Source organism: Enterobacter cloacae complex sp. 309I3 (assembly GCF_050031595.1).
GTDB classification, from domain to species: domain Bacteria; phylum Pseudomonadota; class Gammaproteobacteria; order Enterobacterales; family Enterobacteriaceae; genus Enterobacter; species Enterobacter cloacae.
Window position 1 is genome coordinate 34,371 of the sequence record NZ_JBLGWI010000001.1, and the last position, 16,119, is coordinate 50,489.

The window sequence follows — 16,119 nt, forward strand, 5'->3', positions numbered from 1 at the left end:
TTGTCACGCCCGAAAACCTGTGTTTGTATAAATTCATTCAATGATTCCAAACACAGGTCCCCCATGACTGCATCCATGAACACCGCGACCCTACTAAAAACTGCGCAACCAGCCGCAGTGGTCGTCGTGCGTGTAGTGGTGGTCGTCGGCAATGCGCCGTAGGGACTGGATCAACACACGAATCCAAAACCCCGCCGGCGCAAACCGGGCGGGGTTTTTCGTTTAGGACCCCTCCCGGATACGCTAAGTAGTTCGGGTTGCAGCCAACGCATCTGCAACCTGAAATACGACGCGTAAAGCTGGCTCAGAAGAAAAGGACTGGAGCATGGCAAGTTCGGGCACAACATCCACCAAGACGCGTTTTACAGGCGCGCAGCTGATTGTTCATTTACTGGAACGACAGGGCATTACCACGGTTGCGGGTATTCCGGGCGGTACGGTGCTGCCGCTGTATGACGCGTTAAGCCAAAGCACGCAGATCCGCCACGTGCTGGCGCGTCACGAGCAGGGAGCGGGTTTTATCGCTCAGGGGATGGCGCGTACGCAGGGTAAACCGGCAGTCTGTATGGCCTGTAGCGGTCCGGGGGCGACCAACCTGGTAACCGCCATCGCCGACGCGCGTCTCGACTCCATTCCGCTGATTTGCATTACCGGCCAGGTGCCGTCCTCAATGATCGGTACCGATGCGTTCCAGGAAGTGGATACCTACGGTATCTCTATCCCCATCACCAAACATAACTATTTAGTTCGCGATATTACCGAGCTTCCTCAGGTTATCAGCGATGCGTTCCGCATTGCGCAGTCCGGTCGCCCAGGCCCGGTGTGGATAGACATTCCTAAGGATGTCCAGACCGCAGAAATTGAGATCGACGTCCTGCCGGAGCCGGGCGAGCGGGCACCTGCGCCAGAATTCAGCGCTGAGAGCGTGCGCGATGCCGCGGCCATGATCAACGCCGCTAAACGTCCGGTGCTCTATCTGGGCGGCGGGGCAATCAACGCCGCAGATGAAATCCGTCAGTTCGCTGAAAAAGCCAACCTGCCTACCACCATGACCCTGATGGCGCTCGGCATGCTGCCCAAAGCACACCCGCTGTCATTAGGAATGCTGGGCATGCACGGCGCGCGCAGCACTAACTACATCCTGCAAGAGGCGGATTTGCTGATTGTGATGGGCGCGCGTTTTGATGACCGGGCGATTGGTAAAACCGAGCAGTTCTGCCCGAACGCAAAAATCATTCACGTGGATATCGACCGCGCCGAGCTGGGTAAAATCAAACAACCGCACGTGGCGATTCAGGGAGACGTGGCCGACGTGCTGGCACAGCTGATCCCGCAAACGGACGCAACTGACCGCGCCGACTGGCGTCAGATGGTGGCGGATCTGCAACGCGAGTTCCCGGGCGCGATCCCAACCGAAGGCGACCCGCTGAGCCACTACGGGCTGATTAACGCCGTGGCCGCCTGCGTGGACGACAGCGCGATTATTACCACCGACGTTGGGCAGCACCAGATGTGGACCGCCCAGGCCTATCCGCTGAACCGTCCGCGTCAGTGGCTGACCTCCGGCGGTCTGGGAACCATGGGCTTTGGTCTGCCTGCGGCAGTTGGTGCGGCGCTGGCGAACCCGGACCGCAAGGTGATTTGTTTCTCCGGTGACGGCAGCCTGATGATGAACATTCAGGAGATGGCCACCGCGGCCGAAAATCAATTAAACGTTAAAATCATCCTGATGAACAACGAGGCGCTGGGGCTGGTACACCAGCAGCAGAGCCTGTTCTACAAGCAGGGAGTGTTTGCGGCAACCTATCCGGGGATGATTAACTTCATGCAAATTGCCGCCGGTTTTGGCCTGCATACCTGCGATCTGAACGCAGAAGAGGACGCCCACGCAGCGCTGCAGGCGGCGATCTCTCGTCCGGGCCCGGCGCTGATCCACGTCCGTATCGACCCTGAACAAAAAGTGTATCCGATGGTGCCGCCGGGTGCGGCAAATACTGAGATGGTGGGGGAATAAGCCATGCAGAAACAACATGAAAACGTCATTCTGGAACTCACCGTCCGCAACCACCCTGGCGTTATGACCCACGTCTGCGGGCTGTTTGCCCGTCGCGCGTTTAACGTCGAAGGCATTCTCTGTCTGCCGATTCAGGGCAGCGAGCACAGCCGCATCTGGCTACTGGTCAATGACGATCAGCGTCTGGAGCAGATGATGGCCCAGATCGACAAGCTGGAAGACGTCACCAGAGTGGCGCGCAACCAGTCCGATCCCACCATGTTTAACAAAATTGCGGTGTTCTTCGAATAGATCGCTTAAGGTAAGCGTCTTTCGCTCTTGTAGGCCGGATAAGCGCAGCGCCATCCGGCGTTTTCAGACCGCAGGAACAGACATGACCACCATCGCTCTCATCGACGACCACCTTATCGTTCGCTCCGGCTTTGCCCAGCTTTTAAACCTCGAACCGGATTTTCAGGTGGTGGCAGAGTTCGGCTCGGGGCGCGAGGCGCTGGCGGGCCTGCCGGGGCGTGGCGTACAGGTCTGTATCTGTGACATCTCAATGCCGGATCTCTCCGGGCTGGAGCTGCTAAGTCAGTTACCGAAAGGGATGGCGATTATCATGCTCTCGGTTCATGACAGCCCGGCGCTGGTGGAGCAGGCGCTCAATGCCGGTGCGCGTGGGTTTCTGTCAAAACGCTGTAGCCCGGATGAGCTGATCGCCGCTGTGCGCACCGTCTCGACGGGCGGCTGCTACCTGACGCCGGATATCGCCCTCAAGCTGGCGGCCGGACGTCAGGATCCGCTTACCCGGCGTGAGCGTCAGGTGGCAGAAAAACTCGCTCAGGGGATGGCGGTGAAAGAGATTGCCGCCGAACTGGGTTTGTCGCCCAAAACCGTGCACGTTCACCGCGCTAACCTGATGGAAAAACTCGGCGTCAGCAACGACGTCGAGCTGGCGCGCCGTATGTTCGATAGCTGGCAATGAACCCGTTGATTTCGCGGCTGATCGCCGTTGTTGCCAGCTTTTTTATCTTCTCTGCCGCCTGGTTCTGCCTGTGGAGCATCAGCCTGCATCTGGTGGAACGCCCGGAGCTGGCGGTGCTGCTGTTTCCCTTTGGCCTGCGTCTGGGGCTGATGTTGCAATGCCCGCGCGGCTACTGGCCGGTTTTGTTGGGCGCAGAGTGGTTGATGCTGATCTGGTTGTCGCAGGAAGTCGCCCTCGCGCATCTGCCCTTATTGATGACCGGAAGCCTGCTCACGCTCCTCCCGGTTGCGTTGATTTCCCGCTATCGTCACCAGCGCGACTGGCGCACGCTGCTGCGCCAGGGGGCGGCGCTGATTGCCGCCGCGCTGCTGCAATCCCTGCCGTGGGTAGGCGAAAAGGAGATGCTTAACGCCCTGCTGCTGACCCTGACCGGCGGCCTGACGCTGGCACCCACCTGTCTGGTTTTCTGGCACTATCTCACCAGCACTGTCTGGCAGCCGCTCGGGCCATCGCTGGTCTCCCAGCCGGTTAACTGGCGCGCCCGACATCTCATCTGGTATCTGCTGCTGTTTGTGGTGAGCCTGTGGCTACAGCTTGGCCTGCCTGCTGAGCTTTCCCGTTTTACCCCGTTTTGTCTGGCGCTACCGATCATTGCTCTCGCCTGGCATTACGGCTGGCAGGGGGCGCTGATCGCCACACTGATGAACGCCATCGCGCTGATTGCCAGCCAGACCTGGCACGATCACCCGGTCGATTTACTGCTCTCTCTGCTGGCGCAGAGCCTGACCGGGCTGCTGCTCGGGGCAGGTATTCAGCGCCTGCGTGAGCTGAACCAGTCCCTGCAAACCGAACTGTCGCGCAATCGCCGCCTAGCAGAACGTCTGCTGGAGACCGAAGAGAGTGTGCGCCAGGAGGTGGCGCGCGAACTGCACGACGACATCGGCCAGACCATTACCGCCATTCGCACCCAGGCGGGCATTGTTCAGCGCCTGGCGGCGGATAACGCCGGAGTGAAGCAGGGCGGGGCGCATATCGAACAGCTCTCTCTTGGCGTGTACGATTCGGTGCGTCGCCTGCTGGGCAGGCTCCGTCCGCGCCAGCTGGACGATCTCTCTCTTGAACAGGCGGTGCGCTCCCTGATGCGCGAGATGGAGCTGGAAAGCCGCGGAATTGTCAGCCATCTCGACTGGCGCATTGATGAATCATTGCTGAGTGAAGGCCAGCGCGTCACGCTGTTTCGCGTCTGTCAGGAAGGGCTGAACAATATCGTCAAACACGCCAACGCCAGCGCGGTGACGCTGCAGGGCTGGCAGCAGGATGAAAGCCTCAGGCTGGTGATTGAGGACGACGGCTGCGGCCTGCCGCCGGGCTCCGGGCAGCAGGGGTTTGGCCTGGCGGGCATGCGCGAGCGCGTGAAGGCGCTGGGCGGCACGCTGAATATCTCCTGCACCCACGGGACGCGCGTCAGCGTCAGCCTGCCGCTAAGGAGCCATCATGTTTAAAACCCCCGCAAACGCCGCGCCGATAGGCAACAAAGCGGAGATCGACGCCCGCTACCGCTACTGGCGTCGTCATATCCTGATCACTATCTGGCTCGGCTACGCGTTGTTCTACTTTACCCGCAAAAGTTTCAACGCCGCCGCGCCGGAAATCCTTGCCAGCGGCGTGATGACGCGCACCGATATCGGCCTGCTGGCGACGCTGTTCTACATCACCTACGGCCTGTCGAAGTTCTTCTCCGGCATCGTCAGCGACCGCTCCAACGCCCGCTATTTTATGGGTTTTGGGCTAATCGCCACCGGCGTGGTGAACATTCTGTTTGGCTTTTCCACCTCGCTCTGGGCGTTTGCCCTGCTGTGGGCGTTGAACGCCTTTTTCCAGGGCTGGGGCGCGCCGGTCTGCGCCCGCCTGCTCACGGCGTGGTATTCGCGCAACGAGCGCGGCGGCTGGTGGGCTATCTGGAACACCGCGCATAACGTCGGTGGAGCGCTGATCCCAATGGTGGTGGGCGCAGCGGCGCTGCACTACGGCTGGCGCGCGGGGATGATGATTGCCGGTGGTCTGGCGATCCTGGCCGGGTTGTTCCTCTGCTGGCGGCTGCGCGACAGGCCACAAACCGTGGGGCTGCCCGCGGTGGGCGACTGGCGGCACGATGAAATGGAAGTGGCGCAACAGCTTGAGGGGGCGGGGCTGACGCGCAAAGAGATCCTCACCAAATACGTGCTGTTAAACCCGTATATCTGGCTGCTGTCGCTTTGCTACGTGCTGGTCTACGTGGTGCGCGCGGCCATCAACGACTGGGGTAACCTGTACATGTCCGAGACGCTGGGGGTGGACCTGGTGACCGCCAACTCGGCGGTGACGATGTTCGAGCTGGGCGGGTTTATCGGCGCGCTGGTGGCGGGCTGGGGCTCGGATAAGCTCTTCAACGGCAACCGTGGCCCAATGAACCTAATCTTTGCGGCAGGAATCTTACTCTCCGTCGGTTCGCTGTGGCTGATGCCGTTCGCCAGCTACGTGATGCAGGCGGCGTGCTTCTTTACCATCGGCTTCTTCGTGTTTGGCCCGCAGATGCTGATCGGCATGGCGGCGGCAGAATGCTCGCATAAAGAGGCGGCGGGTGCGGCGACGGGCTTCGTCGGGTTGTTCGCCTACCTGGGCGCGTCCCTCTCCGGCTGGCCGCTGGCGCGGGTGATCGACATCTGGCACTGGAGCGGTTTCTTTGCCGTGATCGCCATCGCGGCGGGGATATCGGCCCTGCTGCTGCTGCCGTTTTTGCATGCGCAGGCGCCGCGTGAAGCCAGTGTGATGTGATGCGCCTCACCTTTTCACTCCGAGTGGCGCAAAACTAAGAAATTTTCCCGGTTTTACCTGGACGCTGTCTCAGGCATCTCTCCTGGCTGATTTTTACAATGCCTGCCATTCGCAGGTAAAAATCAGCTCAGGAGCAAACCATGCTGGCCTTCCTTAATCAGGTGCGCAAGCCGACCCTGGATCTGCCGCTCGACGTGCGGCGCAAAATGTGGTTCAAACCGTTCATGCAGTCCTATCTGGTGGTCTTTATCGGCTACCTGACCATGTACCTGATCCGCAAAAACTTTAACATCGCGCAGAACGACATGATCTCCACCTACGGGCTGAGCATGACGCAGCTGGGGATGATTGGCCTGGGCTTCTCCATCACCTACGGCGTGGGCAAAACCGTTGTCTCGTACTATGCAGACGGCAAAAACACCAAGCAATTCCTGCCGTTTATGCTGATCCTCTCCGCCATCTGTATGCTCGGCTTCAGCGCCAGCATGGGCGCGGGCTCCGTCAGCCTGTTCCTGATGATCGCCTTCTACGCCCTGAGCGGTTTCTTCCAGAGTACCGGTGGGTCGTGCAGCTACTCCACCATCACCAAATGGACCCCGCGCCGTAAGCGTGGTTCATACCTTGGCATGTGGAACATCTCCCACAACCTCGGCGGGGCGGGGGCAGCAGGCGTGGCGCTGTTCGGTGCTAACTACCTGTTTGACGGTCACGTCATCGGCATGTTTATCTTCCCGTCGATTATCGCCCTGATTGTCGGCTTTATCGGTCTGCGTTTCGGCAGTGACTCTCCGGAATCTTACGGCCTCGGCAAAGCCGAAGAGCTGTTTGGCGAGGCGATCAGCGAAGAGGACAAAGAGACCGAAGAGAACGAGATGACAAAATGGCAGATCTTTGTTGAGTATGTGCTGAAAAACAAAGTGATCTGGCTGCTCTGCTTCTCCAACATTTTCCTGTACGTGGTGCGCATCGGTATTGACCAGTGGTCGACCGTGTATGCCTTCCAGGAGCTGAAGCTCTCTAAAGAAGTCGCGATTCAGGGCTTCACCCTGTTTGAGGTGGGTGCGCTGGTCGGTACGCTGCTGTGGGGCTGGCTCTCTGACCTCGCCAACGGTCGTCGTGCGCTGGTGGCCTGCGTCGCGCTGGCGCTGATTATCGCTACCCTGGGCGTCTACCAGCACGCCAGCAACCAGTACGTTTACCTGGCGTCTCTGTTTGCGCTCGGCTTCCTGGTGTTTGGTCCGCAGCTGTTGATCGGCGTAGCGGCGGTAGGTTTTGTACCGAAAAAAGCGATCGGCGCCGCCGATGGGATTAAAGGCACCTTCGCCTACCTGATTGGCGACAGCTTCGCCAAGCTGGGTCTGGGGATGATTGCCGACGGCACGCCGATTTTCGGCCTCACCGGCTGGGCAGGCACCTTTGCGGCGCTGGATGCCGCCGCCATCGGCTGTATCGTCCTGATGGCGATGGTTGCGGTGCTCGAAGAACGTAAAATTCGCCGTGAAAATCGTGTGCAGAAATTAAAAGCAGCCTGAGTGTGCAGGTGACTTCTTTGCCCGGTGTGTGATGCCGGGCTTTTTTGTTTTAAATTCCAGTTTTTACCCCGCTTTACACAATCGCCCCTCTCCTTGCTCTACAGTTTTTTTTGCTGCCGCCTTTCGCGCAGCCTTATTCCTTTTGCTATGGGAGAGCTTGCATGTTGACCCGACGATTATCCTGCCTGGCGCTGTTGATGGCGCTGGCAACCCCCGCAATGGCTACGGATGCGCCCACCTACGGCGAGAAGCTGGAAGGTTTCGACTACGGCTGGCCGGTAAAACACTTTACGTTTACCTCCCAGGAACAGTCTCTGGATATGGCTTATCTGGACGTGAAGCCGGAAAAACCCAACGGCCGCACCGTGGTGCTGATGCACGGCAAAAACTTCTGCGCCGGTACCTGGGACGGCACTATCCGTGCGCTCTCAGCCAGCGGTTATCGGGTGATCGCTCCCGACCAGATTGGCTTTTGTAAATCCACCAAACCGGAGCATTATCAGTACACCTTTCAGCAGCTGGCGGATAACACCCACGCCTTGCTGAAAACGCTCGGCGTCGATCGCGTGACGGTTATCGGCCATTCGACCGGAGGGATGCTGGCGACCCGCTACGCCCTGATGTGGCCGCAGCAGGTGGAGCAGCTGGTGATGGTCAACCCAATTGGTCTGGAAGACTGGAAAGCGCGCGGCGTGCCGCATATTACGGTCGACCAGTGGTACCAGCGCGAGCTGAAGGTCAGCGCCGACGGTATTCGTCAGTACGAGAAAAATACCTACTACGCCGGAGCGTGGAAGCCGGAGTACGAGCGTTGGGTCACCATGCTTGCCGGGCTTAACAACGGGCCGGGAAAAGAACGTGTGGCCTGGAACTCGGCGCTGCTCTACGACATGATTTACACCCAGCCGGTGATCTACGAATTTAGTGAACTGAAGATGCCGGTATTATTGATGATCGGCACGAAGGACAACACCGCCATCGGGAAAGATCTCGCCCCGCCTGAGATCCGCAAAACGCTCGGCAACTATGCGGTGCTGGGGAAGGAGACGGCGAAACGCATCCCGCACGCGACGCTGGTCGAGTTCAACGACATGGGGCACGCGCCGCAGATGCAGGATCCTGCACGCTTCCACGAGGCACTGCTGAAAGGGCTTCAGGCTCGCTGACTGGTTTCCAGCAACAACCCGCGCAGCCACATCTGCGCGGGATTACGGTGTGTTCTGGCGTGCCAGGCCATGCACTTGGTGAAACCCGGCACCGGAATCGGTGTGTCGCAGACAAACATTCCTGTCTGGTTTTCCGCTATCCGTGACGGTACCACGGCGATCATATCGCTTATCGCCAGTACATCCGGCAGTACCAGGAAGTTGCTCACCGATAACCCCACGTGCCGCGTCCGGCCCATTTTTTCCAGCGCGCCATCCGTCACGCCGCGAAAACTGTCACCCTCATAAGAGACCAGCACGTGCTCAAGGGCGCAAAAGCGCGCCAGAGAGAGCGGTTTGCCCGCGTCCGGGTGGTCGGCACGCATCATGCAAACGTACCGTTCATCATAAAGCGCCCGGCTGTGCAGGTCGTCTGGCGTGGTGTGGGGCGTGATCAGCGCCACGTCAACGTTCCCGCGTTCAAGCTGGTTCATCATGCGCTCGGAATCGACAGGTATAACCCGCACGCGTACTGCCGGTGCCCGCACCTTCAGTGCCGCGATAAACGGCACCGCGATCGCGCGGAGCGCGTAATCGGTGGCAGCAAGCGTGAAGGTGAGGGTGGCCTGTCGTGGATCAAACGGCACCGGCTGCAGCAGGAGGTCGATATCTGCCAGGATGCGCTTCACCGGCGCGGCCAGCTCTTCCGCACGCGTCGTGGGTACGATGCCGTGGGGCGCTCGGATAAACAGTGGGTCGTCGAAGTAATCCCGCAGGCGGTTCAGCATGCCGCTGACCGCCGGCTGGGTCAGGGCCAGACGCGTCGCCGCGCGGGTGACGCTGCGTTCATCCAGCAGGGCGTCGAGCGTTTTCAGCAGGTTAAGATCCAGCGTGCGCAGATCCGTTTTCATGACGACATTCTACCTTTTTTCAGTTCACTATTATGGCCGTGCCCGCTGTCGATACCCTGCGTTTCCCGCTATGATGAGCGGCTATTCAAAGGAGAACGCATGGTCTGGATAATGCTGGCAACGCTTGCCGTGGTGTTTGTGGTTGGGTTTCGTGTCCTGACCTCGGATTCCCGCCGCGCCATCAAACGCTTGAGCGAACGGCTGGGTATCACCCCGATGCCGGTAGAATCGATGATCGATCAGTTCGGTAAAACGCCCGGCAATGAGTTTATCCGCTATCTTGAACGCCCGGACGAGGCGCATCTGCAAAACGCTGCCCAGGTGCTGCTCATCTGGCAGGTCTGTATCGTCGACGGTAGCGAAGAGAATCTCCACACCTGGCACCGCATGTTGCGTAAAGCCCGTCTGGCCGCGCCGATCACCGATGCGCAAATCCGCCTCGCCCTCGGCTTTATGCGCGAGATGGAGCCGGAACCGCAGGAGTTGAACGCTTTCCAGCTGCGTTACAACCAGCTCTTTCTGCCAGAAGAGGGTGTGTTTTACCTGCACTGATATCACGAACCGTGATGATGAGTATAAGGCATCATCATTAGATTTATACCACTCACGGGCGCACCATCACCTCATCCACTAACGATGAGGTGAACCATGAAACAATCCGCCATTATCTGGCCAGACGATTACCTGCCAGGCACCACCGATAACTTTGCGTCCAACGAAATCATTGTCGCCGGGCTGAGCGCAAAAGAGATTTGGGCGCAGCTTAACGACACTACCCTGTGGCCGAACTACTACAGCAACGCCGAAGATATTCGTTTTCACGACGGCAGCGGTCCGGAACTGAGCGCCAACGCCCGCTTCCGCTTCACGACCTTTGGCTTTCCGGTTGAGGCGCAGGTGACGGAGTATGTTCCGCCGGTCGATGGCGAGGCGGCGCGTATCGCCTGGCACGGCTGGGTGGAAGGGGAGGAGAGCGCGCGTCTGGATGTGATCCACGCCTGGCTGTTTGAAGACTTACCGGGTAACCGCGTCCGTATTTTGACTCAGGAGTCGCAGAAAGGCGTTCCGGCACAGGAATTAGCACGTACCCTACTGAACCCGATGATCAACGGGCATCAGGAGTGGATCGTCGGGCTGGCGAAGGCGGCGATGCAAGAAAAGTTGTCGAAACGTTAAATTCGTCACACTTTTGATGATAAACTGCGCGACTTTCCCGCACGTTTTTATCTCAGGTGACACCATGACAGAACATATCCAGCCCACGACCAGACCGCAGACCAAAGAGGTTTCTCGCCCTAACTGGTCGGCGGTTTTTTCCGTGGCGTTCTGCGTCGCCTGTCTTATTACCGTCGAGTTTTTACCGGTCAGCCTGCTGACGCCGATGGCGCAGGATCTGGGCATTTCCGAGGGCGTAGCAGGACAGTCCGTTACCGTGACCGCGTTTGTGGCGATGTTTGCCAGCCTGTTTATCACGCAGGTTATTGGCGCGATTGATCGCCGCAAAGTGGTCATTCTCTTCAGCGTGCTCCTGACGCTCTCCTGTCTGCTGGTCTCTTTCGCGGAGAGCTTCACCCTGCTGCTGCTTGGCCGCGCCTGTCTGGGTCTGGGGTTGGGCGGGTTCTGGGCAATGTCCGCCTCGCTCACCATGCGTCTGGTGCCGGCACGCACCGTGCCGAAAGCCCTCTCCGTTATCTTTGGCGCGGTCTCCATCGCGCTGGTGATTGCCGCGCCGCTGGGGAGTTTCCTTGGCGGAATCATCGGCTGGCGTAACGTCTTTAACGCCGCAGCGGTGATGGGTTTTCTCTGCATTCTGTGGGTGTGGAAAGCGCTGCCGTCCCTGCCGGGAGAAGCGGCGCACCACAAACAGAACATGTTCAGTCTGCTTAAGCGCCCCGGCGTGCTGGCGGGGATGACCGCCATCTTCATGGCCTTTGCCGGGCAGTTTGCCTTCTTTACCTATATCCGCCCGGTCTTTATGACCATGGCGGGCTTTGACGTGGATGGCCTGACACTGGTGCTGCTCAGCTTCGGTATCGCCAGCTTTGTCGGCACCTCGCTGTCGTCTCAGTTCCTGAAGCGCTCCCTGAAAGTGGCGCTTGCTGGCGCCCCGCTGGTACTGGCTGTCAGTGCCGTCGTGCTCATTCTGTGGGGCAGCGACAAATGGGTTGCCTCGGCGATTGCGATTATCTGGGGCTTTGCCTTTGCGCTGGTGCCGGTGGGCTGGTCGACGTGGATCACCCGCTCGCTTGCCGATCAGGCTGAAAAAGCCGGGTCGATTCAGGTGGCGGTGATCCAGCTGGCGAACACCTGCGGCGCGGCGGTGGGCGGCGTGGCGCTCGACCACCTGGGGCTGACGTCGCCGCTGGTCATCTCCGGCACGCTGATGCTGCTGACCGCGCTGCTGGTGGCAGGGAAAGTGAAGACGAAGTAATGCTTTTCTCCCTCTCCCGTGGGAGAGGGCTGGGGTGAGGGCAACAGGCTATGCCGGGGCTTTCACCCGTTTTCTCGAATCCATCGAAATCAACACCACCGACGACACGATCAGCAGCGTGCCCAGCCAGTCCGGCAGGGTAAACGCCACGCCAAGTAAAATCACCGACAGTAACGCGCTGCTCAGCGGCTCGGCGCAGCTCAGAATGCTCGCCTTCGGCCCGCCGATCATCTGCGCGCCTTTCAGGTACAGGCTGAAGGTCAGCGCCGTGCCGATCACCACCAGGTAGAAAAACGCCAGCAGCAGGCTGCCGTCAATGACAAACGCGGTGCCGCGTCCGGCGTAGAACGGCGTCAGCGTTAAGCCGGCGATCAACATACTCCAGCCGACAATCGGCAAGGTGCCGTAACGGGCGATCAGGGTTGACGGATACGTCGTATAAAACGCCGCGGCAAAGGCCGATGCAATGCCAAAGAACAAAGCCGCAGGCGAGATGGAGAGTGAAGTGGGGTCGCCGTGGGTGACCAGCAAAAATGTCCCCACCAGTGAGGTCAGGATCGCGGAAAGCACAAACAGACCCGGCCGCTTTTTCCGCGCCAGCGCAAACCACGCCACGATAATCGTCGGTGACAGAAACTGCAGCACGGTGGCCGTAGCCGCGTTGGATTTCTCGATTGTCACCAGGAAGGTGAGCTGCACCGTGAGCGCGCCAGCCAGGGAGAAAAACAGCAGGCTGAGGGCGTCTTTGCGATGTTTGATGACCGAGAAAATTTTGTCGCCGTGAACGAAGGAAAGCGTCAGCAGGATCAGGCCGGTAAACAGCAGGCGAACCATGGTCAGATACGGTGACGAGATCTGGCTTTTCTCCATGATGTACTGCGCGCAAACCCCTGAGCTGCCCCATAAAACGGCGGCAATCAGGACGTTCAGCATCCCTTTACGTGTGGAACCCATGTTCTCCCCTGCGATGTTGGTTTTTTTGTAGCATAACATGGGATCTTGCCGGGTGGCGCTACGCTTACCCGGCCTACAAAACCTTGTAGGCCCGTGCAAGCGCAGCGCCGCCGGGCGAAACAAACGACGCTCTACTAGAACCATGCCTCCCACATTGCGCCGACGTTGAAGTCGTCCAGCGTTTCGTCTTTGGTATTGTTCACGCGGGCGGTACGTTCGTTATCCACTTTGCCGCCGGTGACGTAGAAGCGCAGCATCGGACGGAACTCCGGCCCCATGGCGATAGACATGTTCTGCGACAGGGTCAGCTTCCAGCCCTTGTTGTCGCCGCCGTTGTCGTAATCCACATGCTGCCAGCCTGCTTCCAGCCAGGTGGAGTGGACGTCGTTCCACCAGTGCATCGGACGTACAATGGCGTTGTAGTTCTTACGGTTATCGGTCTTATCACGGCTGTTGTCGTAGTCGTGGAAGGCGAGGATGTACTCCACCTGCGTGGCCTGGGTGAATTTGTACAGCCCTTCGAAGCTGGCATAGACCGTGGTCAGATCCTCGGTTTTATTGAACACGCTGTTGTCCGCGTTATCAGAGTAACGGGCAATCACCTTGTTCACGCCGCTGTCGTTGGTGTGGCTCAGCACCACGCCACCCTGCCAGGCATTCAGACGCTCATCGCTCTCCACCGCTTTTGAATCAAAGCCGTAGTTGGCGTACAGCTCCAGATCCAGCGGACCAACCTTCATGCCGTGGATTTTAGAGGTGGCCGCATAGTTACCTTTGTCGCCCGTGCCGGACCCGCCGGTACAGGTGATGCGTGACGGGTTGGCTTCATCTTCCATGACTTCCGGGCTACAGGATTCCACCGCCGCCACCGCGGCCACGTCAAACTGCACGCCGCCGATGTCGAAGTTCTTCACCCCGGCGCCCTGGCCGTCGTGGTTCATCCAGAAGTAATCGTTGATGCCCTGCTGCGGACGCTGGTGGAAGTCACGACCGGCCCAGAAGTAGGCGTTCGGGTTGGAGGCCATAATGTTGGTCACCCCCGCGTAGGCTTTTTTCAGGTTAACTTCATCGCCCCAGTGGTCGATCATCACGTTGATGTCCCAGATGGCGCCGTTGTCACCCTTGAAGGCCTTGGAGAGCTGGAATTCACCACCGTTGCCTTCGTTACCCAGACGACCGATGGCAGATGCCCCGTTATAGGAACCGTCCACCGCCACGTATTTCTGGTCAGCGGCCTGGAAGTGCGCGCCGTAACGGGCATAACCGGTAAATTTAATGCCGAACGGAATAGCCATATCCGGGGATTGCGCCGCGCTTTGCGGCTCCGTCACCACGTCGGCTTTTTTCGCGACTGCGGCATCCATTTTGGCCTGACGCTCCGCGAGGGCTTTATCCACCGCTTTTGCCACAATGGCGTCGATTTGTTCCTGGGTAAATTCCTGTGCGAGTACAGAAATTGGGCAAAGCGCGGCGATAACCGCCATGGTTAATGGAAGTTTTTTTAGGGTAGTCATGGTTATCTCAATATAGTTTAATTTTATTCAGACAATAACCATCCCGCTCCGATCTGACAGAGTATGTCGCTATCATCAGAACAAGTGGATTTCTATTTAAGGTACAGAGGTATTACTCGTTATTTCGCCATAGATTATCTCTGATATAAATGAATAATTTCTTCGGATAATTCACGCGCCAGTAATGAATTCATTAAATGATCTTGCGCGTGCACCATAATTAACGTCATCGGCTGACGGGCTTCACCCGCATCCTGCTCAATGAGTTTGGTCTGCATCTTGTGCGCCTGGCGCGCGTAGCCATCGGCTTCGCGCAGCAGGCTTTTGGCTTCGTCAATGTTGCCCTGCCGCGCAGCGTGCAGTGCTTCAAAGCACAGGCTGCGCGACTGACCCGCATTGACGATGATTTCCATCACGGCTTCTTCTAAGGCAATCATCGTCTTTCTCTCTATTTCTCGAAACTATTATGTAAAGAGGTGGCAGCAAACCACTCTCCGCTCTTTTTAATGGTGCGCTGTTGCGTAGTTAAATCGAGCTGAATAAAGCCATAGCGGTTTTTATACGCATTACACCACGACCAGTTATCAATAAACGTCCACATATGGTAACCAAGACAGTGACACCCTTCGCTAATACCTTTATGCAGCCAGGCTAAATGTCCGGAAATAAAATCGATGCGGTATTGATCGTTGATTTGGCCATTTTCAATAAAACGCTGCTCATTTTCGACACCCATTCCGTTTTCAGAAATAAAACAGCGTGGGTTGCCGTAATTGTCGCGCAGATTAACCAGAATATCGTAAATACCCGGCTCGTAAATTTCCCAGCCACGGTACGGGTTCATCTTGCGGCCCGGCATTTCGTAGTTATCAAAGAACCACTCCGGCATAAACGGCGCCTGCGGGTTCACTGCGCTGTCGCGACACTTCACGCGACGCGGCTGGTAATAGTTAATGCCGAGCAGGTCGATTTTCCCTTCCGCGATCAGGAAACTGTCCTCCGGTTTACAGGCGGGCAGCTGGTCGTAAGATTTCAGCAGCGCCACCAGATCGGCCGGGTATTCGCCACGCAGAACCGGGTCCAGAAAGCTGCGGTTGAACATTAGATCCGCAATGTGCGCCGCCTTCACGTCCGCCGGGTTTTGCGAGCGCGGGTAGGACGGCGTCAGGTTGAGCACGATGCCGATCTCACCTGCGTAATGTCCGGCGCGGTAGGCCTGGACAGCCTTCGCGTGGGCCAGCACGGTGTGATACGCCACGGTGGCCGCCCGACGGAAATCCACCACGTTGGGGTAGTGGAAATCGTACAGATAACCGCCCTCAACCGGGACAATCGGCTCGTTGAAGGTAAAGCAGTGCAGCACGCGGTCGCCAAACAGGTCGAAGCAAATCTGCGCATAGCGGGCGTAAGCGTCCACCACCTCCCGGTTTTCCCAGCCGCCAATCTCCTGCATCGCCATCGGCATGTCGAAATGGAACAGGGTGATAAACGGCGTAATGCCCTGCTCGATCAGCTCATCAATGACCTGGTTATAAAATTCGACCGCCTTTGGATTCACTTCACCGATACCGTCGGGGATCAGGCGCGCCCAGCTTATAGAAGTGCGAAAGCTGTTGTGGTTCAGCTGCTTTAACAGCTGAATGTCCGTTTTCCAGTGCTGATAAAACGTGGAGGTATGCTGCGGCCCCACGCCGTTGTGAAAACGGTTCGGTTCGCGGGCAAACCAGTAATCCCATGTGGTTTCACCCTCTCGTGTCCCTTCGGTCTGGAGAGCAGAGCTTGCGCTGCCCCACCAGAAATTATCGGGAAATGTATATTTCATGACGCTTCCTCTTTG

The 16,119-nt window shown here is 58.3% G+C and carries 16 protein-coding genes; 11 read left to right on the plus strand and 5 right to left on the minus strand.

Annotation, left to right across the window (positions count from 1 at the left end):
• Positions 1-63: 63 nt before the first annotated feature.
• The 8 genes from ivbL to ACQG22_RS00205 all read left to right on the plus strand — a co-directional run bounded on the left by ivbL (position 64) and on the right by ACQG22_RS00205 (position 8,493).
• Positions 64-162 (plus strand): ilvB operon leader peptide IvbL, encoded by a 99-nt coding sequence (gene ivbL, locus ACQG22_RS00170; protein WP_071830013.1) that lies wholly within the window; start codon positions 64-66, stop codon positions 160-162.
• Positions 163-325: 163 nt separating this feature from the next.
• Positions 326-2,014: an acetolactate synthase large subunit gene (gene ilvB / locus ACQG22_RS00175; RefSeq protein ID WP_045293106.1), complete on the plus strand. Its 1,689-nt coding sequence runs from the start codon at positions 326-328 to the stop codon at positions 2,012-2,014.
• Between the two features lie 3 nt (positions 2,015-2,017).
• Positions 2,018-2,305: an acetolactate synthase small subunit gene (gene ilvN / locus ACQG22_RS00180; protein WP_001171659.1), complete on the plus strand. Its 288-nt coding sequence runs from the start codon at positions 2,018-2,020 to the stop codon at positions 2,303-2,305.
• Between the two features lie 82 nt (positions 2,306-2,387).
• Positions 2,388-2,981 (plus strand): transcriptional regulator UhpA, encoded by a 594-nt coding sequence (uhpA, locus tag ACQG22_RS00185; RefSeq protein ID WP_013094809.1) that lies wholly within the window; start codon positions 2,388-2,390, stop codon positions 2,979-2,981.
• On the plus strand, positions 2,978-4,483 hold the full coding sequence (gene uhpB / locus ACQG22_RS00190; RefSeq protein ID WP_013094810.1) for a signal transduction histidine-protein kinase/phosphatase UhpB: 1,506 nt from the start codon (positions 2,978-2,980) through the stop codon (positions 4,481-4,483). Before uhpA ends, uhpB begins: the two co-directional genes overlap by 4 nt.
• On the plus strand, positions 4,476-5,795 hold the full coding sequence (locus ACQG22_RS00195; RefSeq protein WP_013094811.1) for an MFS transporter: 1,320 nt from the start codon (positions 4,476-4,478) through the stop codon (positions 5,793-5,795). Before uhpB ends, ACQG22_RS00195 begins: the two co-directional genes overlap by 8 nt.
• A gap of 140 nt (positions 5,796-5,935) precedes the next feature.
• The gene (uhpT, locus tag ACQG22_RS00200) at positions 5,936-7,327 is read left to right on the plus strand and encodes a hexose-6-phosphate:phosphate antiporter (RefSeq protein WP_013094812.1); all 1,392 of its coding nucleotides are present in this window, start codon (positions 5,936-5,938) and stop codon (positions 7,325-7,327) included.
• Positions 7,328-7,488: 161 nt separating this feature from the next.
• Positions 7,489-8,493, plus strand: a complete 1,005-nt coding sequence (locus ACQG22_RS00205) for an alpha/beta fold hydrolase (RefSeq protein WP_032618346.1) — start codon at positions 7,489-7,491, stop codon at positions 8,491-8,493.
• Here the strand turns inward: ACQG22_RS00205 and ACQG22_RS00210 are convergent.
• On the minus strand, positions 8,481-9,383 hold the full coding sequence (locus ACQG22_RS00210) for a LysR family transcriptional regulator (protein ID WP_369706839.1): 903 nt from the start codon (positions 9,381-9,383) through the stop codon (positions 8,481-8,483). The genes ACQG22_RS00205 and ACQG22_RS00210 overlap by 13 nt on opposite strands.
• Positions 9,384-9,482: 99 nt before the next feature.
• Between ACQG22_RS00210 and ACQG22_RS00215 the strand changes: the two genes are divergently transcribed.
• The 3 genes from ACQG22_RS00215 to nepI all read left to right on the plus strand — a co-directional run bounded on the left by ACQG22_RS00215 (position 9,483) and on the right by nepI (position 11,814).
• Positions 9,483-9,935 (plus strand): DUF1198 domain-containing protein, encoded by a 453-nt coding sequence (locus ACQG22_RS00215; protein WP_369706840.1) that lies wholly within the window; start codon positions 9,483-9,485, stop codon positions 9,933-9,935.
• 96 nt (positions 9,936-10,031) lie between these two features.
• Positions 10,032-10,559, plus strand: coding sequence for an SRPBCC domain-containing protein (locus tag ACQG22_RS00220; RefSeq protein ID WP_369706841.1), 528 nt, complete (start codon positions 10,032-10,034; stop codon positions 10,557-10,559).
• 64 nt (positions 10,560-10,623) lie between these two features.
• On the plus strand, positions 10,624-11,814 hold the full coding sequence (gene nepI, locus ACQG22_RS00225; RefSeq protein ID WP_023620618.1) for a purine ribonucleoside efflux pump NepI: 1,191 nt from the start codon (positions 10,624-10,626) through the stop codon (positions 11,812-11,814).
• Between the two features lie 48 nt (positions 11,815-11,862).
• Here the strand turns inward: nepI and ACQG22_RS00230 are convergent, their stop codons facing one another.
• From ACQG22_RS00230 to ACQG22_RS00245, 4 genes are all read right to left on the minus strand, one after another.
• Positions 11,863-12,768 carry an EamA family transporter gene (locus ACQG22_RS00230; protein WP_023620617.1) on the minus strand — a complete coding sequence of 302 codons (906 nt, stop codon included), beginning with the start codon at positions 12,766-12,768 and terminating at the stop codon, positions 11,863-11,865.
• Positions 12,769-12,902: 134 nt separating this feature from the next.
• Positions 12,903-14,282 (minus strand): carbohydrate porin, encoded by a 1,380-nt coding sequence (locus tag ACQG22_RS00235; protein WP_013094819.1) that lies wholly within the window; start codon positions 14,280-14,282, stop codon positions 12,903-12,905.
• Between the two features lie 134 nt (positions 14,283-14,416).
• On the minus strand, positions 14,417-14,719 hold the full coding sequence (locus ACQG22_RS00240) for a PTS lactose/cellobiose transporter subunit IIA (RefSeq protein ID WP_008500136.1): 303 nt from the start codon (positions 14,717-14,719) through the stop codon (positions 14,417-14,419).
• 11 nt (positions 14,720-14,730) lie between these two features.
• The gene (locus tag ACQG22_RS00245) at positions 14,731-16,104 is read right to left on the minus strand and encodes a glycoside hydrolase family 1 protein (RefSeq protein ID WP_369706842.1); all 1,374 of its coding nucleotides are present in this window, start codon (positions 16,102-16,104) and stop codon (positions 14,731-14,733) included.
• Between the last annotated feature and the right edge of the window lie 15 nt (positions 16,105-16,119).

Bases quoted from the DNA above. Each gene is read 5' to 3' on its own strand.
- ACQG22_RS00240 (WP_008500136.1), bottom strand. From the start codon at position 14,719: ATGATTGCCTTAGAAGAAGCCGTGATGGAAATCATCGTCAATGCGGGT.
- uhpA (WP_013094809.1), top strand. From the start codon at position 2,388: ATGACCACCATCGCTCTCATCGACGACCACCTTATCGTTCGCTCCGGC.
- ACQG22_RS00230 (WP_023620617.1), bottom strand. From the start codon at position 12,768: ATGGGTTCCACACGTAAAGGGATGCTGAACGTCCTGATTGCCGCCGTT.
- ACQG22_RS00215 (WP_369706840.1), top strand. From the start codon at position 9,483: ATGGTCTGGATAATGCTGGCAACGCTTGCCGTGGTGTTTGTGGTTGGG.
- nepI (WP_023620618.1), top strand. From the start codon at position 10,624: ATGACAGAACATATCCAGCCCACGACCAGACCGCAGACCAAAGAGGTT.
- ACQG22_RS00245 (WP_369706842.1), bottom strand. From the start codon at position 16,104: ATGAAATATACATTTCCCGATAATTTCTGGTGGGGCAGCGCAAGCTCT.
- ivbL (WP_071830013.1), top strand. From the start codon at position 64: ATGACTGCATCCATGAACACCGCGACCCTACTAAAAACTGCGCAACCA.
- ACQG22_RS00195 (WP_013094811.1), top strand. From the start codon at position 4,476: ATGTTTAAAACCCCCGCAAACGCCGCGCCGATAGGCAACAAAGCGGAG.
- ACQG22_RS00220 (WP_369706841.1), top strand. From the start codon at position 10,032: ATGAAACAATCCGCCATTATCTGGCCAGACGATTACCTGCCAGGCACC.
- uhpT (WP_013094812.1), top strand. From the start codon at position 5,936: ATGCTGGCCTTCCTTAATCAGGTGCGCAAGCCGACCCTGGATCTGCCG.
- ACQG22_RS00205 (WP_032618346.1), top strand. From the start codon at position 7,489: ATGTTGACCCGACGATTATCCTGCCTGGCGCTGTTGATGGCGCTGGCA.
- ACQG22_RS00235 (WP_013094819.1), bottom strand. From the start codon at position 14,282: ATGACTACCCTAAAAAAACTTCCATTAACCATGGCGGTTATCGCCGCG.
- uhpB (WP_013094810.1), top strand. From the start codon at position 2,978: ATGAACCCGTTGATTTCGCGGCTGATCGCCGTTGTTGCCAGCTTTTTT.
- ACQG22_RS00210 (WP_369706839.1), bottom strand. From the start codon at position 9,383: ATGAAAACGGATCTGCGCACGCTGGATCTTAACCTGCTGAAAACGCTC.
- ilvN (WP_001171659.1), top strand. From the start codon at position 2,018: ATGCAGAAACAACATGAAAACGTCATTCTGGAACTCACCGTCCGCAAC.
- ilvB (WP_045293106.1), top strand. From the start codon at position 326: ATGGCAAGTTCGGGCACAACATCCACCAAGACGCGTTTTACAGGCGCG.